This is a genomic window from Streptomyces sp. CB02400, assembly GCF_001905725.1.
Taxonomy (GTDB): Bacteria; Actinomycetota; Actinomycetes; order Streptomycetales; family Streptomycetaceae; genus Streptomyces; species Streptomyces atrovirens.
Genome location: NZ_LIWB01000012.1, coordinates 92,377 through 113,910, shown reverse-complemented (window position 1 = coordinate 113,910; position 21,534 = coordinate 92,377). Strand labels below are relative to the sequence as shown.

General features: G+C 72.8%; 20 protein-coding genes. 8 read left to right on the top strand and 12 right to left on the bottom strand.

Translation table 11 applies throughout. From position 1 onward, the window contains the following. Nucleotides 1–115 precede the first annotated feature (115 nt). Nucleotides 116–1,654: an MFS transporter gene (locus AMK33_RS26345; RefSeq protein ID WP_073935451.1), complete on the top strand. Its 1,539-nt coding sequence runs from the start codon at nt 116–118 to the stop codon at nt 1,652–1,654. Nucleotides 1,655–1,676: 22 nt separating this feature from the next. Here the strand turns inward: AMK33_RS26345 and AMK33_RS26340 are convergent, their stop codons facing one another. Further along, a complete protein-coding gene (locus tag AMK33_RS26340) occupies nt 1,677–2,552 on the bottom strand; it encodes an endonuclease/exonuclease/phosphatase family protein (protein WP_073935450.1) in 876 nt (291 codons plus the stop codon). 162 nt (nt 2,553–2,714) lie between these two features. Between AMK33_RS26340 and AMK33_RS26335 the strand changes: the two genes are divergently transcribed. Beyond that, nucleotides 2,715–4,025, top strand: coding sequence for a glycoside hydrolase family 27 protein (locus tag AMK33_RS26335; RefSeq protein WP_235618205.1), 1,311 nt, complete (start codon nt 2,715–2,717; stop codon nt 4,023–4,025). Here AMK33_RS26335 and AMK33_RS26330 read toward each other — a convergent pair. From AMK33_RS26330 to AMK33_RS43300, 4 genes are read right to left on the bottom strand one after another with little or no spacing between them, the layout of a single operon-like run. Continuing rightward, the gene (locus AMK33_RS26330) at nt 3,991–4,911 is read right to left on the bottom strand and encodes a hypothetical protein (protein WP_073935448.1); all 921 of its coding nucleotides are present in this window, start codon (nt 4,909–4,911) and stop codon (nt 3,991–3,993) included. The two genes, AMK33_RS26335 and AMK33_RS26330, sit on opposite strands and share 35 nt — an antisense overlap. Beyond that, on the bottom strand, nt 4,908–5,399 hold the full coding sequence (locus tag AMK33_RS26325; protein WP_073935447.1) for a hypothetical protein: 492 nt from the start codon (nt 5,397–5,399) through the stop codon (nt 4,908–4,910). Before AMK33_RS26325 ends, AMK33_RS26330 begins: the two co-directional genes overlap by 4 nt. Before the next feature lie 3 nt (nt 5,400–5,402). Further along, nucleotides 5,403–6,626: a macrolide family glycosyltransferase gene (locus AMK33_RS26320; RefSeq protein ID WP_073935446.1), complete on the bottom strand. Its 1,224-nt coding sequence runs from the start codon at nt 6,624–6,626 to the stop codon at nt 5,403–5,405. Further along, nucleotides 6,623–6,877, bottom strand: a complete 255-nt coding sequence (locus AMK33_RS43300) for a hypothetical protein (protein WP_073935445.1) — start codon at nt 6,875–6,877, stop codon at nt 6,623–6,625. The genes AMK33_RS26320 and AMK33_RS43300 overlap by 4 nt, the downstream gene beginning before the upstream one ends. A gap of 263 nt (nt 6,878–7,140) precedes the next feature. Between AMK33_RS43300 and AMK33_RS26310 the strand changes: the two genes are divergently transcribed. Beyond that, a complete protein-coding gene (locus tag AMK33_RS26310; protein ID WP_383458813.1) occupies nt 7,141–8,067 on the top strand; it encodes an RNA polymerase sigma-70 factor in 927 nt (308 codons plus the stop codon). A 144-nt stretch (nt 8,068–8,211) separates the two neighbouring features. Here AMK33_RS26310 and AMK33_RS26305 read toward each other — a convergent pair whose 3' ends face one another. After that, nucleotides 8,212–9,720 (bottom strand): PTS transporter subunit EIIC, encoded by a 1,509-nt coding sequence (locus AMK33_RS26305; RefSeq protein WP_073935444.1) that lies wholly within the window; start codon nt 9,718–9,720, stop codon nt 8,212–8,214. A 268-nt stretch (nt 9,721–9,988) separates the two neighbouring features. On the opposite strand from AMK33_RS26305, the gene AMK33_RS26300 reads away from it, so the two are divergent. The 5 genes from AMK33_RS26300 to AMK33_RS26280 all read left to right on the top strand — a co-directional run bounded on the left by AMK33_RS26300 (nt 9,989) and on the right by AMK33_RS26280 (nt 14,881). Next, nucleotides 9,989–10,462, top strand: a complete 474-nt coding sequence (locus AMK33_RS26300; protein WP_073935443.1) for a carboxymuconolactone decarboxylase family protein — start codon at nt 9,989–9,991, stop codon at nt 10,460–10,462. Between the two features lie 267 nt (nt 10,463–10,729). Next, on the top strand, nt 10,730–11,932 hold the full coding sequence (locus AMK33_RS26295) for a globin domain-containing protein (protein WP_073935442.1): 1,203 nt from the start codon (nt 10,730–10,732) through the stop codon (nt 11,930–11,932). Nucleotides 11,933–12,082: 150 nt separating this feature from the next. Then, a complete protein-coding gene (locus AMK33_RS26290) occupies nt 12,083–12,829 on the top strand; it encodes an SDR family oxidoreductase (protein ID WP_073935441.1) in 747 nt (248 codons plus the stop codon). 97 nt (nt 12,830–12,926) lie between these two features. Continuing rightward, nucleotides 12,927–13,409 carry a hypothetical protein gene (locus AMK33_RS26285; RefSeq protein WP_073935440.1) on the top strand — a complete coding sequence of 161 codons (483 nt, stop codon included), beginning with the start codon at nt 12,927–12,929 and terminating at the stop codon, nt 13,407–13,409. A gap of 263 nt (nt 13,410–13,672) precedes the next feature. Next, nucleotides 13,673–14,881 (top strand): serine hydrolase domain-containing protein, encoded by a 1,209-nt coding sequence (locus AMK33_RS26280; RefSeq protein ID WP_073935439.1) that lies wholly within the window; start codon nt 13,673–13,675, stop codon nt 14,879–14,881. A 65-nt stretch (nt 14,882–14,946) separates the two neighbouring features. Here the strand turns inward: AMK33_RS26280 and AMK33_RS26275 are convergent, their stop codons facing one another. From AMK33_RS26275 to AMK33_RS26250, 6 genes are all read right to left on the bottom strand, one after another. Further along, entirely contained in the window at nt 14,947–15,420 is a 474-nt protein-coding gene (locus AMK33_RS26275) for a hemerythrin domain-containing protein (RefSeq protein ID WP_073935438.1), read from the bottom strand. A 30-nt stretch (nt 15,421–15,450) separates the two neighbouring features. Continuing rightward, the gene (locus AMK33_RS26270; protein WP_073935437.1) at nt 15,451–16,698 is read right to left on the bottom strand and encodes an MFS transporter; all 1,248 of its coding nucleotides are present in this window, start codon (nt 16,696–16,698) and stop codon (nt 15,451–15,453) included. 125 nt (nt 16,699–16,823) lie between these two features. Next, entirely contained in the window at nt 16,824–17,852 is a 1,029-nt protein-coding gene (locus AMK33_RS26265; RefSeq protein WP_073935436.1) for an Acg family FMN-binding oxidoreductase, read from the bottom strand. Nucleotides 17,853–18,175: 323 nt separating this feature from the next. Beyond that, nucleotides 18,176–18,622, bottom strand: coding sequence for a hypothetical protein (locus tag AMK33_RS26260; protein ID WP_073935435.1), 447 nt, complete (start codon nt 18,620–18,622; stop codon nt 18,176–18,178). Beyond that, nucleotides 18,622–19,989 carry a multicopper oxidase domain-containing protein gene (locus AMK33_RS26255; protein WP_079194968.1) on the bottom strand — a complete coding sequence of 456 codons (1,368 nt, stop codon included), beginning with the start codon at nt 19,987–19,989 and terminating at the stop codon, nt 18,622–18,624. Before AMK33_RS26255 ends, AMK33_RS26260 begins: the two co-directional genes overlap by 1 nt. Further along, nucleotides 19,973–21,202 carry a TIGR04053 family radical SAM/SPASM domain-containing protein gene (locus tag AMK33_RS26250; protein ID WP_073935434.1) on the bottom strand — a complete coding sequence of 410 codons (1,230 nt, stop codon included), beginning with the start codon at nt 21,200–21,202 and terminating at the stop codon, nt 19,973–19,975. The genes AMK33_RS26255 and AMK33_RS26250 overlap by 17 nt, the downstream gene beginning before the upstream one ends. Nucleotides 21,203–21,534 lie beyond the last annotated feature (332 nt).

Below are 21,534 nucleotides of genomic sequence, written 5' to 3'. Positions count from 1 at the left end.
CGAACCCACCGCTACCGACTGCCGTGGGCCTCCCACCGGGCCGTGGTGATCGAGATGTAGGCGAGGGGACGTGCGCGTACGGTCGAACGGTGGACTCCCGAAAGGGTGACCCGGCATGACCAGAAGCAGTCCGCGATCGGCCTCCGCGCCGCAGAACGCCGCCCAGGACACCGGCGGCGGTGGAAACGCGATGGCGCTGCTGGTCATCGCGTCGTGTCAGCTGATGGTGGTGCTGGACATCACCATCGTGAACATCGCGCTGCCGCACATCCAGCGCTCCCTGGACTTCTCCACCACCAGCCTGTCGTGGGTGGTCAACGCCTACACCCTGACCTTCGGCGGTCTGTTGCTGCTCGGCGGCCGGGCCGGTGACATCCTCGGCAGACGGCGCGTCTTCGTCGCCGGCGTGCTGCTCTTCGTACTGGCGTCGCTGCTCGGCGGGTTCGCCCGGAACTCCGGCCAACTCCTCGCCGCCCGCGCCCTCCAGGGCGTGGGCGGCGCCATCGCCTCCCCGACGTCCCTCGCCCTGATCAGTACGACCTTCCGCGAAGGGCCGGAACGCAACCGGGCCTTCGGGGTCTTCGCCGCGGTGTCGGCGGGCGGCGGCGCGATCGGGCTGCTCGCCGGAGGAGTGCTCGTCGAGTGGCTGAACTGGCGGTGGGTGCTCTTCGTCAACGTCCCGATCGGGCTGCTCATCGCCCTCGCCGCACCACGCTGGATCAAGGAGTCCGAACGCCATCCGGGCCGCTTCGACCTCACCGGCGCGCTGGCCTCCACCGCCGGCATGGTGCTGCTGGTCTACGGGTTCATCAGGGCCGCGCAGGACGGCTGGGGGGACGCGCTCACCCTGGCCTCGTTCGCCGCGGCCGTCCTCGTCCTCGCCGGGTTCGTCCTGGTCGAGAGGAGGTCGAGACAGCCGATCACCCCGCTGCACATGTTCGCCGACCGCAACCGCGCGGGCACGTACGGCATCATGCTGTGCCTGGCCGCGGCGATGTTCGGCATGTTCTTCTTCCTGACGCTCTTCGTGCAGAACGTGCTGGACTTCAGTCCCCTGCGGGCCGGACTCGCCTTCCTGCCGGTCAGCGCGGTCATCGCGGTCGGTGCCGGGCTGGCCTCGCGGTTCCTGCCCGTGTACGGGCCCAAGCCCTTCATGGTCGGGGGCGGTGTCCTCGCGGCGGCGGGCCTGGGCTGGCTGACGCTGACCGACGTCCACTCCACCTACGCGGGCAGCGTCCTCGGGCCCATGCTGGTGTTCAGCCTCGGCATGGGCATGGAGTTCGTGTCGCTGACGCTGATGGCGCTGTCGGACGTGCCCGTGCGGGAGAGCGGCGCGGCCCCCGGCCTCCTCAACGCCACCCAGCAGGTCGGCGGCTCGCTCGGTCTGTCCATCCTGGTCACGGTGTTCGGTACGGCGAGCGGCAACGAGGCGGAGAAACAGGTTCCGCTCTTCCTGCGGCAGGCGACCCCCGCCGAGCGCCTGCGCTTCCAGCGCACCGGGGAGCTGCCACCGCCCTGGGCCGACGAGGTCCTCACCTCCGGTGTCTCGGCGGCCTTCGTCATGGCGGCGATCTTCGCCGTGCTCGCCGCGCTGATCGCCCTGGTGGCCGTCCAGGTCCGCCCCTCCGACCTGCGACGCCTCCAGGGCGGGTGAGCGGGCCCCGCCGGTGACCGGTTCAGTGGCCGCGTCGGTGGACCCTCAGGTCGGTGACCACGGGCCGGTGGTCCGACGCCTCCGTCGCCACCGTACGGGCGCCGGTCACGCGGATGCCGGGCGAGACGGTGATCAGGTCGATGCGCTTGACCGGGTCGGTCGCCGGGTACGTCCCGCCGGCGTCGGGGGCGGCGTCCCGCAGACGCTCCCACAGCGGCGCCAGCTCGGGGGCGGTCGCCTCGGCGTTGAAGTCGCCGACCAGGACCTTCGGTCCGCGGTCGGCGGCCAGGACGCCGAGCATGTCCGCCACCTGGGCCTCACGGACCGACGGGTCGGCCCGGTAGTCCAGGTGCGTGGTGTAGACGTGCACGTGGGCGCCCCGCACATCGACCACCACCTCGGCGAAGCCGGGCGCCGGGGCCGGTACCGGATCGGGTGTCTGGGTGGAGAGCCGGGTGATCTCGTGGTTCTCGGCGGCGAGCACCGGGTGGCGGCTCAGCACGGCGACGCCGAACTGCCGCCGCTCGCCGTCCCGGTCGGCCGGGTCCAGGTCGTAGATCGGTGCGAAGAACACCCTCATGTCCAGCTTCTCGGCCAGTGCGCGTGCCTCGTCGGCGAAGTCGCTCCGGGCACCCCAGTGGACGTCGACCTCCTGGAGGCCGATCACGTCGGCGCGCAGGTCGCGCAGGGCCGCCGCGGTGCGGTCCAGGTCGAAGACCTGGTCCTGGCCGGCCCCGGCGTGAATGTTGTACGTCGCCACCCGCAGCGGCACCGTGGGGGCGTGTGCTCCGGGAGCACCGGCGGCCGTGGCCGGTGCGGCCGCGGCCGGCAGGACGGCGGCGAATACGGCGGCGAGTACGGCGGTGGCGCGGGCAGGACGTCGAGATCTGGGCTTCACACCTTCTCCAGGTCGGGTAGGGGCAGGACCAACACAGTGCGTTCCGTGGGGACTTCCGTCCGTCGTCGCAGCACCGTACCGCCCGGTCGGGGCCTGTCAGAATCTCCCCGTGCACCGCCGTGGAACACCCGCCCGCACACGTCTGCGTGAGGACGCCCCGTCATGACCCGACCGGCACGACCGATCCCCGCACGTCACCTGCGTCCGCCGATGGGCTGGAACAGCTGGGACTGCTACGGCACCACGGTGACCGAGGAGGAGGTCCTCGCCAACGCGGCGTTCATGCGGGACCACTTGCTCGCGTACGGGTGGGACACCGTGGTCGTGGACATCCAGTGGTACGAGCCCACCGCCCGGGCGCACGGCTACAACCCGGACCCGCCGGTGGTCCTGGACGGCCACGGCCGCCAGTCGCCGGCCCCGAACCGGTTCCCGTCCGCGGCCGGCGGCGCGGGATTCCGCCCGCTGGCCGATCGCGTCCACCAATTCGGCCTGCGTTTCGGCCTGCACATCATGCGGGGCGTCCCGCGCCGGGCGGTCGCCGCCCGGCTGCCGGTGGAAGGCACCGGGTGGACGGCCGACGAGATCGCCGACACCTCGTCCGTCTGCCCCTGGAACCCGGACAACTACGGACTGGACCACGACCACCCCGGCGCCCAGGCGTACTACGACTCCCAGGTGGCCCGATTCGCCGACTGGGGCGTGGACTTCGTCAAGGCCGACGACATGCTGTACCCCTACCACGAGCGGGAGATCTCCGCGTACGCCCGGGCCATCGCCCGCAGCGGCCGGCCCATCGAACTGAGCCTGTCCCCGGGGGCCCACGTGTCCCTCGCCCGGCTGGACCATCTGCGGGACAACGCCACGATGTGGCGGGTCTGCGACGACCTGTGGGACCGTTGGGAGGACGTCGAGGCCCAGTTCGCCCGCATGGCCCGGTGGGCACCGTGGCAGGGCGAACGGGGGTGGGCGGACGCCGACATGCTGCCCCTGGGCCGTATCGGCATCCGCGCCGAACGGGGTGAGGACCGGCTGTGCCGGCTCACCCGGGCGGAGCAGATCAGTCTGCTGACGCTGTGGCTGGTCTCCCGGTCGCCGCTGATGATGGGCGGCGACCTGCCCACCAGCCCGCGGGAGACGGTCGAGCTGCTCACCGACGACGAGGCGTTGGACGTCCTGTTCCACAGCCGGGACAACCGCGAGGTCCTGCGGGAGGACGACCTCGTCCTGTGGACCGCCCGGGCCACCGACGGGCACACCCGCTACGCCGCCGTGTTCTCCTTGGCCGACGCTCCCCGTCGGTTCGCCGTCCCGCTCGGCTCCGTCGGCGCCCGCCCGGACGACCACGCGCGGGAGCTGTGGACCCGTACCGACACCCCGCACGACGGCCGTCACCTGCACGTCGGCCTGCCCGCCCACGGCGCGGCCCTGTACCGGCTCAGCGCGGCCCGGCCGGGCTCGTCGCGCGGATGAGCGCGAGCACGGTGTCGGTGGTGTGGTCGAGGTGGCTGCGGCCGTCGGGGCGGTACGCGTCGGGGCTGATGTAGCTGCGCCGCCCGAGGTGGGTGGCCGGGTCGAGCCGGTGCACGGTGATCTTTCCGGCACGCCGGGCGCGGTTCCACCCGCTGCGGCGGAACACCCGCCGTCGCTGCGGGAAGATCCAGCCGCAGACGCGTTCGATCCGGTCGTGGGCGCTGGTGAGCTGGTGCAGGTGTGCGGCGCGGGAGAGGTCGTTGGCGCCGTTGTGGAACCCGCCGAGGGTGATCAGCAGCGGCGGGGTGCCGAGCTGCGCGTGCAGTTCGTCCACGGCGCCGGTGGCGACCTGGGCGCCCCCGCTGTAGCTGAGCAGCACGACGGGGATGCCGCTGTGCGGCCGGTAGCCGGCGAGCCGCAACTGGTCGGCGATCTGGACGCCGACGGCCCGGTTGTACAGGGGGCGGTACCGGTGGTCGGCGGCGACGAAGATCTGCATGACGTTGTGCAGGAACAGCAGGAGCCCCGCATGCCGGCGGATCCGGTCCCACACGGGCCGGCCGGCGAGCGGGGCGGCCAGCGGGGAGTAGGGCTGCACCTGTCCCAGCACCCGCAGTTCCGGCGCCGCCGCGATCAGTGCCTTGACCAGTTGGCCCCCGTCGCGGGTGTCGGTGAAGCGGCGTTTGCCGATGCCGTCGAGGTAGACCAGGTAGGCGGCCGGGGGACGGTCGGGGTCCGCGCCCCGGGCGTAGGGCATGCCCGGGGGGAGGCCGGTGGCGGGCGCCCGCCAGCCGGCGGTGTAGACCAGCACCTCGTAGCGGGCGAGCAGGGCTTCGGCGAGCAGCACCGGGCCGAGCACCAGGGCGACGAGCGGGAACCAGGTCATGCCGGCAGCTCCCGTACTCCCGCGGCACTGATCCGCGCGACCAGGCGGCGCACGGCCTCCACGGCGGCGGCGAGTCCGACTCCGGCGACGGCCACGCAGCCCGCGGCGGCCCACCGGTCCAGCCCCGTCGTCCCGGCGAGCGGACCGACGAGGCCGGACCCGACGCCCACCAGGAGCAGCAGGTGCAGCAGGGGGCCGAGCAGCGGGAAGGCGATGACGGCGCAGAGCAGCAGCGGGGCGACCTCGCCGGGTGTCCAGGTCAGCGCCTCGGCGCCGGAGAGCGGGGCGGAGAGGGTCAGTTCGGCGAGGGTCCAGGCGGTCAGTGGCCAGAGCAGGATCACGGTGCTCTCGACCACGGTGCCGGTCAGCAGCAGCCCGGCCACGACGGGCCGCGAGACGCGGGACCGGCGGGCGACCAGGGGCAGCAGCCGCCCGGCGGCCTCGGACAGCCCGGCGAGCAGCACCAGGACGACAAGGACGGGTGACATGGCTCAGCGCTCCTGTGGCGAGTCCGCCGGGGTCGGCCGGGCGGCCGGGCCGGCCCGGTGCAGGTAGTCCTCCAGTTCGTCGGCGGCGCGCGGAGGGCCGCCGGCCTCGCGCTGGGCGATCCGCAGGGCGGCCGCCGCGTCCCGGAAGCGGGGTTCGGTGAGCAGGCGCCGGGCGAGGACGTTCACCGTCTCCGCGGAGGCGTCCTCGGTACGGACCGACAGGCCGGCGCCGAGTTCGACGATCCGCCGGGCCACCAGCGGCTGGTCCGCGCCCTGGGGGACGACCAGCAGGGGCACGCCGGCGTTCATGGCCTCGTTGACGCTGTTCATCCCGCCGTGGGTGACGAACAGGGCGGCACGGGCCAGTACTTCCGGCTGCGGGACGAAGGCGCGTACGAGCACGTTGTCCGGCAGCGGCCCCAGTGCGGCGGGGTCCGTGTGCCCGGTGGAGACGACGACGGTGCCGCCCAGGGGTGCGAGCCCGGTGGCGAAGTCGCGCAGCACCCGCGGACCGGCGTCGAAGACCGTGCCCAGCGAGGCGTACAGCACCGGGGGGCGCAGCCGGCCGGCCGGGAACGACGGGTCGTGCGGGCGGGCGCCGACGCTGGGGCCGACGAACCGGTAGGACCCGTCGAAGGAGTCGGCGCCGGGCTGGAAGGCACGCGAGGTGAAGACCAGGTTGAGCGGCTGCCCCGCGGTCACCAGGTCGAGCAGGGGCAGGTTCCGGGTGTCGTGGCGGCGGGACAGCCGCCATCGCGAGCGCAGGTAGCCCAGGGCGCTGCGGGGCCTGGCCGCCGCCGCGGCCAGCAGCTCCCACGAGGCGCTGCTGGGGCTGGGCACCCGCCGGTTGAACGCCATGGTGGTGAACACCGAGGCCGCGGGCACCCCGAGTTCGCTCGCGGCGACCGGGCCCCAGGGGCAGGCCGCTCCGTGGACGATCAGGTCGGGCCGGACGCGGCGCAGATCGGCCAGCACGGTGGGCAGCAGGGCGAGGGCGGTACGGGCGAGCCCGTCCAGCATGGTGACGGGCGTGGGCGGACCGGCGAGCGGGGGGCCGTCCCCGGGGTAGAGGCACACGGTCGCGCCGGTGGCCGCCAGCTCGTCCGCGAAGGCGGGGGTGGTGTGGTACGTGACGGTGTGGCCGCGCCGGACGAGTTCGGCCACGACCGGCAGCGTCGGGTTGATGTGTCCGTGCAGGGCGATGTTGAGGAACGCGATGGTGCTCATCGGCGGGCCCCCGATGGTGAGACGGTCCGGGCCGTGCCCGGGACGACGGAAGTGACGGAAAGGCGGTCCTCGTCCCGGTGGGGGCCGGGGCCACTGACGCGCAGCCGGTCGAGGAAACGTCCGGCGGTGTCGATGAGCCGCCGGGAGTGGCCGAAGCCCCACGGGGCGGGCCATGCCTCGATGCCGGTCGGCACCACGGCGGTCGGGAGGCGACGGCGCCGGGGCGGGACGACGGGGGTGCGGGGAGCCACGGGCCGGGGAGGGTCCTGCGGGCCCAAGCCGCTCATCGTTCACCCTCTCTCACCACGGCGCCGAGTCGTTCGCGTTTCCTCCCTATGGACCGGGCAGGCACGCCATCTGTGACACGGCACGCCGGTGGCGTACGGCGGTGTGCCGCCGTCGTACGCCGGGCGGTCACAGGCATGAGGTCTACCGTGAGGCCTGAAGGTCACACCATGTCACACGCTATGTCTTCCACGTCCCCCGGGAGCACGCCGCTGAGCCCGCTTGTAGCATGGTCGCGCAGGAGCCGGAAGGGACGACCATGCACACCGGGGACGACACCGATTCCCTTGAGCGGGCCACGAGGGATTTCATCGCGGCACGTCCGCGGCTGTTCGGGATCGCGTACCGCGTGCTCGGCAGTTCCGCGGAGGCCGAGGACGTCCTCCAGGAGACATGGCTGCGGTGGCAGAACACCGACCGCAGCGACATCCACGAGCCCACGGCCTTCCTGACCACGATCACCACGCGCCTGGCCATCAACGTCGCGCAGTCCGCGCGGGTGCGGCGGGAGTCCTACGTCGGGCCGTGGCTCCCCGAACCGGTCGACACCGGTCAGGACCCGCAGCTGGGCGCGGAGCGCGCCGAGGCGCTGGAACTGGCGGTCCTCCTCCTGCTCGAGAAGCTGAACCCGCTGGAGCGGGGCGCCTATGTGCTGCGGGAAGCCTTCGGCTACCCCTACAAGCAGATCGCGGACATCCTGGAGACCGGTGAGGCCAACACGCGGCAGCTGGTGAGCCGTGCGCGCAAGCACCTCGCCGCCGAGCGCAAGGAACCCGTCAGCCCCGCCGAGCACCGGCGCCTGCTGGAGGTGTTCCTCGCCGCCGCCCAGAAGGGCGAGCTGGCGGTGCTGGAGAAGGTCCTCGCCGCCGACGTCGTCAGCTACGCGGACGGCGGAGGCATCCGGGGCGCGTCGAAGATCCCGGTCGTGGGACGCGACCACGTCTCCAAGTACCTCACCGCCTTCGCGCCGCGGTTCTGGCCGCCGGCGCGGACCCGGTGGGTCGAGGCCAACGGCCGGCCGGCCGTACTCGTCTCCGTCGGCGAGAACGCCGTGGCCCTGCTGTCCGTCGACGTGTCGGCGGACGGGATCGACCGGATCATGTGGATGATGAACCCGGACAAGCTGTCTCCCTATGTGGCGTCCCTGAGCGACTGAACCGCCTTTTGGGCGCGGGTGGGCCGGGCACGAGCGTGCGGGCGGCCGGCCCACGGGCCGAGGAGATCGAGTTCGGCACGGTCCTCGCCGACCCCGGGGTCCCCCGCCGTGCCGGCCCTGACGGGACGGCGTTTCCGGGCCGGGTCAGACCTTTTCGGCGGCCCGTTCCGTGGGGACGGGCCGGCCCTCCGCCGGAGAGGCGGGCGCCTTGTCGAGTTCCGTGAGCATGGCCTTCGTGAAGCCGAAGCAGTAGGTGGCGAGGAAGCCCGTCGCGTAACCGACGACCAGACCGGCGGCGTAGACGGCGACCGTCCGCCCGAGGCCGTGGCCGCCGTCGAGGAGGGGGAACAGTGCCCACCCGGAGGGGCCGATCGCGGTCGAACCGACGTCCGTGCCCAGCTGGTTGAAGAGGCCGACGAAGGCGCCGCCGAAGGCTCCGCCCGCGCAGGCGGTGATGAACGGACGCCCCAGGGGGAGGGACACGCCGTAGATGAGGGGCTCTCCGACGCCGAGGAGGCCGGGCCAGAGCGCGGACTTGACGGTCGTCCGGATCGAGGTGTTGTGCGGCAGCCGGCAGTAGACCGCGATCGCCGCACCGACCTGTCCCGCACCCGCCATCGCGAGGATCGGCAGCAGGACGGTGAAGCCTGCGCCCTCGATGAGGGTGGTGTGGATGGGGATCAGGGCCTGGTGCAGGCCCAGCATGACCAGCGGCAGGAAGAGGCCCCCGAGGAGGAACCCGGCGCCCGCGCCGCCGTGGGACAGCAGCCAGTCGGCGGCGTCGCCGATCCACGTGGACACCTCGCCGGCGAGGAACATCAGCCCGAACAGGGTCGCCAGTCCGGCCACGAGCACGGTGACGGTGGGCGTCACCAGGACGTCGACGGCCTCGGGCACCCGGCGCCGGCACCACTTCTCCACGTACACGCCGAGCCACGCGGCGCCCAGGGCACCGAGCACGCCGCCCTGTCCCGGTGAGAGGTGCCGGCCGAACGCCTCCACGTCCGCCACCCCCGCGTAGACGACGACCGACGCGACGGCACCGCCCAGGATCGGCGTACCGCCGAACTCCTTGGCCGTGTTGTGGCCGACGAAGACGGCGATCAGGGCCATGAACCCGGACGCCACGGCGGTCAGGGCCGGGGTGATTCCCGGCAGCCAGTGCAGGTTGACCAGCAGGCCGTTCAGGCCGGCGATGATGCCGCAGCCGATGAGCGCGGGAATCAGCGGCACGAAGATGTTCGCGATGCGGCGCAGGAACAGCTTGAACGGCGTGGCGTTCCTCGCCTTCCGTTCCGCCCTGAGCGCCGCTCCCCGCTCGGCGAGCGCCTCGGCCGTCACGGGGTCGCCCCCGCGGTCCGGGGCCGGGGGCACCGTCGCGGCCTCGGCCTTCTCCGCCTCGACCAGGGCCTCGAACTCCGGGGTGACACGCGCCACCGCTCCCGGCCCCAGCACGATCTGGTAGGTGTCGTCCTCGACGACACCCATGACCGCGGGAAGGGCCTTGAGCCGCTCGTCCTGTACGAGGGACCGGTCGTGCAGTCCCAGCCTGAGACGGGTCATGCAGTGGGCCACCGACGTCACGTTCTGCGCGCCTCCGACCAGGGGGAGGATGGCGGCAGCGGTGGCGTGATGCTTGTTCTCTTCGCTCATGGTGCGGTCATGCCTTGCTGTGAGGTGGAGGTCGGCGCGTCTTCGAAATTTTCTTTCCTGCGTTCTGCTCGAAATTGAAAGATATTTTCAGCGTCCCGGAGCGTCAAGTGTCCGAAAGCGGCAGGTCGGTCGCACACCGTCTGCCACCGTGTCGACCGGATCACGCGAATGCCCGAGCAGTGATGCACGTCACATCGGACTGCTGTCACGGGGAACCACACCCTCCCGGTCATCTGGGTGTAACCGCACTACGGAGGATGGATCCCCCATGGACGCTCGCATCGACTTCTTCGGCAACGCGCTCGCCGGCAAGGTGCTCAAGCACATCAACTCGGCGAACAAGGTGGTGCACGACTCGACGCTGCCGGTCGCGACCCAGGAACTGGTGAAGATCCGCGCCAGCCAGATCAACGGCTGCGGCTTCTGCACCGACATGCACACCAAGGACGCCACCGCCGCGGGCGAGACCCAGCAGCGTCTCAACCTGGTGGCCACGTGGCGTGAGGCCAAGGTCTTCACCGAGGCGGAGCGCGCCGCCCTGGAGCTGGCCGAGCAGGGCACCCGCATCGCGGACGCCGCCGGCGGTGTCACGGACGATGCCTGGGCGAACGCCGCGAACCACTACGACGAGGACGAACTCGCCGCGCTGATCTCGCTGATCGCGATCATCAACGCCTACAACCGCATCAACGTCATCAACCAGCAGCCCGCCGGCGACTACCAGCCCGGCCAGTTCGGCTGAGGCACCCACCCCGACACCGGCGGACGACGCCGGGAATCGGCACGGGCAGCATGTCGTACGCCCTCGACGTGCTGCCCGTCCCGCTGCCCATCGGCGGCGCACCCGCTCCCCACGACTGCCGTGCGGTGCGGATCCGGGCCGAAGCGGTGCGTGCGGGAGAGTCGTGCAGATCACACTCTCTTAAATATGAATCTGAGATGACAATTAACTAGCATGCTGCTGCGCGCGATCCACGAAGCACATCAGTGCCGATCAAGGAGCCAGAGGATGCTTTCCACCCAGTCGATCCCGGTCGTCCGGGCCACGCTGCCCGCCGTCGGGGCTTCCCTCGGCAGCATCACCGAGCTGTTCTACCGCCGTATGTTCGAGGAGCGCCCGGATCTGCTGCGCAGCCTGTTCAACCGCGCGAACCAGGCCAACGGCGCCCAGCGCGAGGCCCTCGCCGGTGCCGTCGCGGCCTTCGCCACCACGCTGGTGGAGCGGCCCGGTGAGCGTCCCGACGCCGTCCTCGGGCGCATCGCCCACAAGCACGCCTCGCTGGGCATCACCGCCGACCAGTACACGCTCGTGGGCCGGCATCTGATGGGGGCCGTCGGCGAGGTCCTCGGGGACGCCGTGACCCCGGAGGTGGGAGCCGCCTGGGACGAGGTGTACTGGCTCATGGCCAACGCGCTGATCGCCCTGGAGGCACGGCTGTACGCCGGCGCGGGGGTCGAGAACGGCGCCGTCTGGCAGGACATGGAGATCGCCGACCGCGTCGAGGAGTCGGTCGACGCGGCCTCCTTCGAGCTGCGCCGCCCCGACGGCGACCCCACCGAGCCGTTCACCCCCGGCCAGTACGTCAGTGTCCAGGTGGAGCTTCCCGACGGGGCGAAGCAGATACGCCAGTACAGCCTCTCCACCGCTCCCGGCCGCAAGACCTGGCGGATCACCGTGAAGCGGGAGCGGTCCGCCGACGGCCGGGCACCCGAGGGGGAGGTGTCGTCCTGGCTCCACGCCCACGCCCGTCCGGGTGACATCGTGAAGGTCTCCCTGCCCTTCGGCGACCTCGTGCTCCCCGAGGGCGACAGCCCGCTGCTGCTCGCCTCCGCCGGCATCGGCATCACGCCCATGCTGTCGATGCTGGACCACCTGGTCGACACCGCGTCCGAGCGTCACGTCACCGTCCTGCACGCCGACCGCTCCCCCGCCCACCACGCGCACCGTCCGGAGACGGAGGAGCTCGTCGGCCGGCTCCCGAACGCCGCGTTGCACGTGTGGTACGAGACGCCCGGGGAGCCGGTGGTGCCCCATGTCCACGAGGGCCTGGCCGACGTGACCCGGCTGACGCTGCGGGAGGGCGTCAGCGCGTTCCTGTGCGGCCCGCTGCCCTTCATGCGGGGCGTCCGCGGTGACCTGCTCGCCCAAGGGGTCGGCCCGAAGGACATCCACTACGAGGTGTTCGGCCCCGACCTCTGGCTCAGCAAGTAGGACCGAACCGGACAGGAGGCGGACCGTCACCCGGACGGTCCGCCTTCCGGCGTCACGTGCGCGCTCCGTCTTGCCGGCCGCAACAGTGGCACTAACATGTTGCCGGACAAGCCGTGAACACCATGTCGCTCCTTCCTGGAAGGGCACGCCATGAACATCGCAGTCTTCGGCGGTACCGGACTGATCGGGTCGAAGGTCGTCGAGAAGCTGAACGCCGCCGGTCACGACGCGGTGCCGCACTCGCTCTCGACCGGGGTGGACGTGCTCACCGGTGAGGGGCTGGAGAAGGCCGTCGCGGGTGCCGAGGTGATCGTCAACCTGACGAACTCCCCCACCTTCGACGAGGCCTCGCCCGCCTTCTTCCGGACCTCGATGGAGAAGCTGCTGGCCGCCGCGGAGAGGGCCGGGGCGCGTCACTTCGTCATCCTCTCCATCGTCGGTGTGGACCAGGTGCCGGAGCTGGACTACTACCGGGCGAAGGCCCTCCAGGAGGAACTCCTGGCCGCCGGTCCCGTCCCGTACTCCATCGTGCGTGCCACCCAGTTCATGGAGTTCGTGGACGCGGTCCTGTCCTGGACCACCGAAGGGGACACCGTCCGTCTGCCCGGCACCCCGGTCCAGGTCATCGCCGCCGAGGACGTGGCCGACGCGGTCGCTTCGGTGGCCGCGGGCGCCCCGCTGGGGGGAATCCGCAACATCGCGGGCCCCGAGGTCCTTCCCCTCGACGAACTGGGGCGGGTCACCCTGGAGGCCCGTGGCGACACCCGTCACACGGTTGTCAGGGACGACGACGCGGGCATGTTCGGTGTCGTCCGCGGGGACGTCCTCACCGGCAAGGACGACGCCCGTGTCGCCCCCACCCGTTATGCCGACTGGATGGCCGCCCACACGCGCTGACACGGTCCCCGGCCCCAGCCGCTCCCGTCCGTGCCGCAACGGTGCCAATGCCGTCGGCGATAGGATGTGGTGGGAAGGTCGAGGACGAGGGGAACACATGGTCTCTGGAGCCCGCGCGGCGCACAACATCGAGATCACCGCTGAAAGCCTCCAGGAGGACCTGGACCGCCTGCGGATGCAGAAGCAGGCCCTGGAGCGGGAACTGGCCGCCGTCGTGGCACACCTCGGCTCCGTTCAGCGGGCTCTCGGCGCCCTCCAGGCACTGATGCGCGACCCCGCCCCGGCCGGCGCGGCGGAGCCGCAGCAGGCGCCGGCGCCCCGGGCGGACACACCCTCCTCCGCCGACGCGGGCACGGACGCGGACGGGCAGAAGAAGTACGGCCGGCTCACCGAGCAGATCCTCGACTACTTCGCCACGGTGGGGGACGCCGACGTACGGGCCCGCGAGGTGGCGGCGGCCCTCGGCCGTGACACCGACAGCGGGAGCATCAACGCGGTCCGCAGCACCCTCGACCGCCTCGTCGGCACCTCCCGCATCCGGCGCAGCGGCCGGGGCCTGTACCGCGCCGAGCGCTCCTGATCCTCCCGCGGTCCCGGGCCCGCCCGGCACGGAAAGGGACCGGGCCCGGAACAACCCTGGCGTCACAGTGTTTTGAGTACTCAGTGTCATAGGTGTGGTGACCGGGTTCCCGGTGCCCGGCGGGCGGCCGATGGTGCACTACGATGCCCCAGGTGCCGCCCCGGCCGCCGGTGACTTCTCCGACTTCCTCGCGAGCAACGGGAGTTGGGCCGATCCGGGGGCGTGGGCGCCCTCCGGTTCCCCCACCATCAGGAAAGACGCGGATGCGGATCAAAGATGTGAGCCTGGTGCTCGCCGGCTCCACCCTGCTCGTCACCCTGGGGGCCGCTCCGGCCCTCGCGGACGGTTCCTCCCTGCCCGCCCCCGACCTCACCGCCGTACGCACCGTGCACGACACGGCTCTCTCACAAGGTGCTCCCGGAGCGCTCACCCGGATCGACGAGGGCTTCACCACCTACCGCGTCGCCACCGGGGAGGCCGACACCGGCGCCCACACGGCGATGGACACCGGCCGCCGGTTCCGCGTGGGCAGCGTCAGCAAGACCTTCACCGCGGTGGTGCTGCTGCAACTCGCCGCCGAGGACCGCGTCGACCTCGACACCCCGGCCAACCGCTACCTGCCCGAACCGCTGCTCGACGACCGCATCACCGTGCGGCATCTGCTCGGCCACCGGAGCGGCCTGTACGACTACACCAACGACATGTTCTACAACACCGTCCCGGGTTTCGAGGCGGTCCGGAACAAGGTCTTCAGCTACCAGGAGCTCATCGGCCTGTCGACCGCGCGCCCCCTGAACAACGCGCCGGGCGCCGCCTACAGCTACTCCAACACCAACTTCGTCGTGCTGGGGCGGATCGTCGAGCACATCACCGGCACCCCGGTCGCCGCCCAGTACAAACAGCGCATCTTCGCTCCCCTGCGGCTGCGGAACACCTCGTACGTCCATCCGCGGACGACCATCTCCGGCTCCTACGCCCGTGGTTACCTCCGCCCGGACGACACCACGCTGCCGCTGGTCGACTCCACCGAACAGACCGTCTCCTGGGCCCAGTCCGCGGGCGCGGTCATCTCCAACGGGAAGGACCTCAACCGCTTCTTCTCCGCGCTGCTGTCCGGGAAGCTCCTGCCCGCCGAGCAGTTGGAGGACATGACCACCATGGTCCCGGTCACCGCGGACGGGAAGCAGTCCTACGGACTGGGCCTCAGGGCCCGCAAGCTCTCCTGCGGCACCACGGTCTACGGTCACACCGGCACCGTCCAGGGCTACTACACCTACGCCTTCACCACCGCCGACGGCGCCCGCAGCATGACCTCCCTGGCGAACACCTCCAACAACGGGACCGTGAACGCCACACTCGGCGCCACGCTGGACGCCTCCTTCTGCGGCTCCGGTACGGCCGCCGCCGCCAAGCCCACCGCCCCTGCCCGCGGTCACACCGAGGACATCGCTCCCCAGGTCACCCGCGACTGACCCGGCGGGCTGAGACCGCCCTGTGCCCCGGCCGGACGGGTGTCCGGCCGGGGCACAGGGCGGTCTCAGCCCGCCGGCTGCTCCATGCGCGTGCCGACGCGGGCGCGCACCGCCTCGACCTCCTCCCACTGCTCGGTCGACAGGGCCGCCAGCGCGGCCGGGAAGACACCGTCCTGTTCCTTGAGGATGTGCTCGCGCAGCAGGTCGAGCGCCCGGATCAGCCGGTCCGGCCAGGTGACGTCCCGCGGTGTGCCGGCCGCGGCCTCCTCCAGCACGGCCTCGACGAGGCGGTGCTCCGCCTCCAGCGCGGCCATCTGCCCGGGGAACTCGTCGGCGAGGGCGGGGAACAGGCCGTGCTCCTCGACCTGGGTGTGGGGCTCCAGCACGGCGCCGATCCGCCGGGCCAGCCGGGCCATCAGGCCGGTGTCGCCGGCGCGGTGGGCGTCCCGGACGTGGCTGATCAGGTCCACCACCGCGTCGTGCTCGCGGGTGAGGTCGTCGATCGCCGTCAGGGACTGGCAACCGCAGTACTCGCACATGGTGGGGCTCCTCCGGGGGTGTGGTGACGGTCAGTTCGGCTGGGCGGCGGGGACACGGCGGGCGGCCCCTCGGCGTACGCCGGTCGCGGTGTAGGCCAGGGCCGCCGCGGCCACCAGGGCCAGCAGCACCAGGCCCACGGCGTAGGAGCCGTACGCGCCGTACAGAGCGCCCATGACCAGCGGCGGCAGGAAGCCGCCGAGGCCGCCGGCCGCACCGACGACGCCGGTGACCGAGCCGACCTTGTTCGCCGGGGTCAGCAGTGCCACGAGGGCGAAGACGGCGCCGCTTCCGGCGCCGAGCGCCGCGGCCATGGCGAGGAACGCGATGGTGCCGGCGGGCGCCAGGCCCGGGGTGAACGACTGGGCGAACGCGCCGGCGACCACGAAGGCCAGGGTGCCGGCGAGCACCCGTACCGGGCCGATGCGGTCCGACAGCCAGCCGCCGACCGGCCGCATGGCCACGGCCAGCAGCACGAATCCCGCCATGCGGTTGGCCGCGTCCGCCTGGGCGAGGCCGTAACCGGTCTTCAGGTAGGTGGGCAGGTAGACGGAGAAGGCGACGTAGCCGCCGAAGGCCACCGCGTACAGGGCGGACGCCTGCCAGGTGATGCCCAGCCTGAAGGTCGCGACCAGCCGGCGCACCAGCGGCTCGGTCGGCACGGTGCGTCCGGGGGCGTCGCGCAGCAGCAGGGCGGCGACCACCGCGTACACGGCCAGCGCCGCGGAGGTGATCAGGAACGGGTTGGCCATCCCGTGGGCGTCGACCAGCTTGACCGTGGTGAGGGCGCTGATCGCGGTGCCGCCCATCCCGGCGCCGAAGACACCGATGGCCAGGCCCCGGCGCTCGGGCGGGAACCACGCGCTGACGAACGGCACGCCGACGGCGAAGGAGGTGCCGCCGATGCCGAGGAAGAGACCGCCGGCCAGCAGCCCGGCGAACGAGGAGTGCCCGGCCAGGCCGAGGTAGAGCACGGGCACGATGGTGGCCACCGAGACCAGCGGGAACATCACCCGTCCGCCGAACCGGTCGGTGAGCGCGCCGACCGGGACGCGGCCCAGGGAGCCCACCACGACGGGGACCGCCACCAGCAGTGACTGCTGGAACGACGACAGGTCCAAGGAGTCCTGCAGCCGGGGGGCGAGGGGGCTGAGCAGTGCCCAGGCCCAGAAGTTGAGGGCGAACCCGGCCGTGGCCAGGGCCAGCATCAGCCAGGCCCGGCCGGTCACGGCCGCACCGGGTTCCGCTGCTCGATTCGACTTGTCCGACGGCTGGAGCATGCCGCCTGTCCTCCCTGTTCGCGGTGCGGCCCGGATCAGTCGGCGCCGCGGGTCCCGGGCTGTGTCCCGGTGTCCCACACTCACTATCGGCAACGGGGGGCGGTGAACGGGTGGGCCGTCAGTCCTCATCGCCGGGGCCCGGCGGTCCCCGGATCCGGGTCCGAACGGCGGGCGGTACCGGCCGTCCGGCCGGCCGGATGTACCGCGGCGCGCGGGGTGCCCTTCGCCTCGGGGCCGTAGCCGAAGCGGATCAGCACCTGCGGGCGGCACCACCGGGTGCCGGGGACCCGCATCGCCTCGCGCAGGTCCGGCCACTCCATGGCCTGGTGGAGCAGTGAGGTCCGTACCCCGTGCGCGGTGGCCACCAGCAGCGCGCGTTCCAGGGCCTGGCCCGCCGCGAGCCAGTCCCGCGGCCGGTCGCCGACGGTCCACAGCAGGGCGACCTGGGCGTGCCGCTCGAACCGCATCCGTGACCGCCCCGGCACGGGCACCCGGCCGGTGAAGTCGCGCATCGGCATGCGTCCCGCGGCGTCCAGCGGGTGGGTGGCGGTGAGCGGTATGCCGTACGGGCCCGCCCCGGGCGGGGCGACCCAGGCGCGGGTCTCGGCGGTACGGGCCTCGTCCGTGGCGTTGCGCAGCTCGGCCGCCGACGTCACCCGCAGCAGGCGGCGGGTCTGGAGGATGTCCGGGACGTACAGGTGGGCGCCCTCGGCCCGCGCGGCGGCGGTCATGTCGGCGACGACCGGTTCGGGCACCGGGCGGCCGGTGAACGGCATCCGGCTGGAGTGGCGCCGTGCCACGGCCGGGTACAGGGCGCGGTGGGCCGGCGGGGGGTCCGTGGTGACGGTGAGCTGCACGGTGGCCAGCAGTTCCGGATCGCGGGGGTCCGGCAGCAGGTGCGGTACGGGCTGCCAGCCCAGGTGGGCGGCGGCGACCCGCAGGTTGAGGACGGCCGAGCCGGCGGACAGGTACAGGGCGCGTCCGTGCGGGTCGGCCAGCGCCAGGGCCCGGCTGCGGTCGGCGTGGACCGTGACCGCCCGGGTGCCCAGGTCGAAGCCGAAGCGCCAGGGCTGGGTGTTGTGGATCGAAGGTGCCGCCACCGCCGCGGCCAGCAGCGTCTCCAGGGCGGTGGCGTCTATCTCCTTGGTCTGCACAGTGGCTCCTCGCTGTCCGGGGAACCTCCGGTGTGGAGGAGTACGGCCCGTACTCCTCCACCCTGCGCCGCCACCGGGGGCGGGGTGATGGGCCGGGCGGCCCCTCGCCCCGCGCCGAGGGGCCCTGGGGTCCTCGGCACGGGGCGCCCGGACGGGTCCGGCGGCGGCGCCCTGAAGGGACGCGGGAAGCTCCGAGCAGGTCCAGCGGCGCCCTGAAGGGGCGCGGGACCGTACCGATGTGCGGCTGCCGCCGCGTGGGCGCGCCCGGCCACGACGGCGCCGCGGACGATCGACGGCACATCGCCGTACTGCCGGCGGAGCGCTCAGGTGGCCGGCAGGGCGGTGGCGAGGAGGACGACGCCCAGGGAGCCGACGAGGGAGACGACGGCGAGGGCGCGGGCCAGGTCGGCGCGGTGTCGCGCGTGGGCGGTGCCGTGGCCGGCCGCGGCGGCCATCACCAGGACGAACAGGGCGAGTTTGGCGGCCAGGGTGCGGCCGTAGCCGGGTTCGGCGAGGGAGGCCCAGGTGACGCCCTTGTGCCAGGCCATGGCGATGCCCGTGCCGAGCTGCACCGGCAGGAACAGCGCGCCGGTGAGCATCCCGAACCGGCGTCCCGCCTCGGCGGTGAAGCGGGCCTTGGCGTCGGGGTCGAGCAGGCGCCTGGCGAGCGGCAGGACCACCAGGGACAGGGCGAGCTGTCCGCCGACCCACAGTGCGGCGCCCGCCACGTGCGCGAAGCGCACCAGGGACCAGGGTCCTACGGTGTCCACTACCGGCTCACCTCCACGGTGCCGTGTGCGCCGGCCTCGGCGTGCCGCATGTCGTGGTCGACGAAGGAGTAGTGCCCGGCCCCGGGGAACGTGGTCTCGACGAAGCCGCCCTGGGCCGGGGCCAGGTCCAGCACCTGCGCGCCGCCGGGCCGGTCCGGTGTCAGCAGGTAGGCGCCTTCCTTGTACACCGTGTCGAAGGCGGTTCCGACGATGTGGAAGGCCACCGGGTCGCCCGGCCCGGCGTCGACCACCCAGAACCGGGCCCGTTCCCCGGCCTTCACGGTCAGGGGCCGCTTCGCGTACTGGGCGGCGACGCCGTTGAAGACCCAGGCGTCGGGGGTGCCCTCGCGCATCCTGGTCACCTGGGCGGTGCTGCCGGGGGTGCCGAGGTAGAGCTCGGAGGAGACCAGGAGGTACTCGTGGTCCACCTCCTTCAGGCCGGGCGGGTCGATGACGACGGCGCCGTACATGCCGTTGCCGATGTGCTGGAGCATGGGGGCGGTGCCGCAGTGGTACAGCCAGGCCCCGGCCCTCTCCGCGCGGAAGCGGTAGACGAGGCGTTCGCCGGGCTGGAGGGTGCGCATGGGCCGGTCGGGGGCGAGGGACCCGGCGTGGAAGTCGATGCCGTGGCCCATGGTTTCGTCGTCGTTGACCAGGGTGATCTCGAAGACGTCGCCGACCTTGCCGCGCAGGGTGGGGCCGGGTGCGGTGCCGCCGAAGGTCCACATCTGCTGTTCGACGCCGGGGGCGACCTCGGCCGTGGTGCGGGTGGCGCGCAGTTCCAGCTTGTGGGTCCGTCCCTCCGGTGCGGGGGCGAGGTCGGCCGTGCGCGGCCGCCAGTCCGGGGAGAAGCCTGCGCCGAGGTCGAGGCCCGTGCCGTCGGAGGAGTGCCCGCCGTGGCCGTCGTGGCTGTCGTGGCTGTCGTGGCTGTCGTGGCTGTCGGCGGCGGCCGTCCCGCGGACGACGATGTCCAGGGTCATATCGGCCGCGCGGTGTCCCGGCAGGGTGCACCAGGCCTCGCGGTCCTCGGTGACCGGCCCGAGGTCGAGGGTGCGGCTCTGCCCCTGGGCGAGCAGCGGGGTGGCGGGGCCGTTCTCGACCTCGAGGTCGTGGCGCTGCGCGTCGGTGTTGGTGACCTCCAGGCGCAGGACGGTCCCCTCGGTGACGTCGATGCGGGCGGGGCGCACGCGCATGTCGTCCAGGGTGACCTCGACGGTGCGGGTGACAGCGGTGCCGCTCGCGGTGTCCGGTCCGTCCGTGTCCCCGCCGCTGTTGGCGGCGAGCACGGCCAGCACGGTCAGGGCCGCTCCGGCCGCGGTGCCCAGGAGGGCGGGCCGCCGGGAGGGGCGGTCATGGTCGCCGCTCATGCCGCTCCTCGGTGCCCGGCAGGGTGTTGAGAAGGGCCGCCGCCAGATCGGGCCGGCGGGTGAAGGATCCCGGCTGGTAGCCGCACCAGGGCTCCTCGGCGTACGGGTCGCCGGTGACGCCGTACGCGCGGGACCGTGAGCCTCCGCAGACCCGGCGGAACTCGCACGTCCCGCACCGTCCGCCCAGCCGGTCGGGGTCCCGCAGGCCGGTGAACAGCTCCGAGGTGCGGTAGATCTCGGTCAGGGGGCGGGTGCGTACGCTGCCGGCGCCCAGGGGGAGGAATCCGCTGGGGTGCACGGTGCCGGTGTGCGACACGAAGACGAAGCCGCGGGCGGCGTTGACGTCCAGCGGCGGGCGCCGGGCCCGCCGTCCCCCGGCGTCCAGGCCGAGCCGGGCGGAGCGCTCCCGCAACTCCCGGTAGAGCGGGCCGAGTCCCAGCACCGCCACATGGTCGTCGCCGGCCCGGGCGAGGATCTCGCGCTGGATCGCCACCCGGCGGAAGTGGTGGGCCTCGGTGGTCTTGGCGGGCACGGTGAGGCCGACGTCGTACACGAAGTTGAGTACGTCCTCGGTCTCGGCGGGGGTGAGTTCGCCGAGCTGCCGGCCGCGTCCGGTGGGCACCAGGAAGAAGGCGCTCCACAGCATCGCCCCGTGGTCGCGGACGAGACGGACGACGTCCGGCAGGTCGTGCAGGTTGTGCCGGGCGACGGTGGTGTTGATCTGCACCTTCATGCCCATGGCGCGGGCGGCGTCCCACGCGTCGAGTGTCCAGCCGTACACGCCGGGCACCCCGCGGAAGCCGTCGTGCAGTTCGGCGGTGGAGCCGTCCAGGCTGAGGGAGAGTCCGACGGCTCCGGCCTCGTGCACCTCCCGCAGCCGCTCGGGGGTGAGCGTCGTGGTGCCGGACGGCGACACGGCGACGCGGACGCCGGCCTCCTTGCCGTGGGCGATCAGCTCGTTGAGGTCGGGGCGCTGGAACGGGTCGCCGCCGGTGATCACGAACAGCGGGGCGGGCTGCCCGAACGCGGCGATCTGGGCCAGGAGGTCCTTGGCCGCGGCCGTGTCCAGCTCGCGCGGATCGCGGTCCGGTACGGCCTCGGCCCGGCAGTGCAGGCAGGCCAGCGGGCAGGCGCGGGTGGATTCCCAGATGACGATGAAGGGCCGGTCGGTGACGTCCTGGTGCTGCCGGCGGATCGCGCGTGCGCCGCTCATCGGGTCCCCCGCGCCCGGGTCGTGGCGAGTGTTCGTCCGGCCGCCCGGGAGTCGTGGCAGACGACGGGCCGGGCGGCCGGACTGTGACCGGTCCGTGCCGCATTCAGCGCCCGCGACGGGAAATTGCGGGGGACACATCCGCACGGATGCTGGTTGCGGTGGTGCACGGGATACCTCCGGATCGGTCGGCACCAGCCTCGTGCACCGGGCCGGGCCGGCACCCCGGCCGATCAGTCCCGATCGGGTGGGCCGATGGTCCCTCCCTCGCGGCGACCGTGCCGTCCGAACGGCCCGCCCGCCGCGAGGGAGGGCGGGAGCGGGAAGGGCGGGGA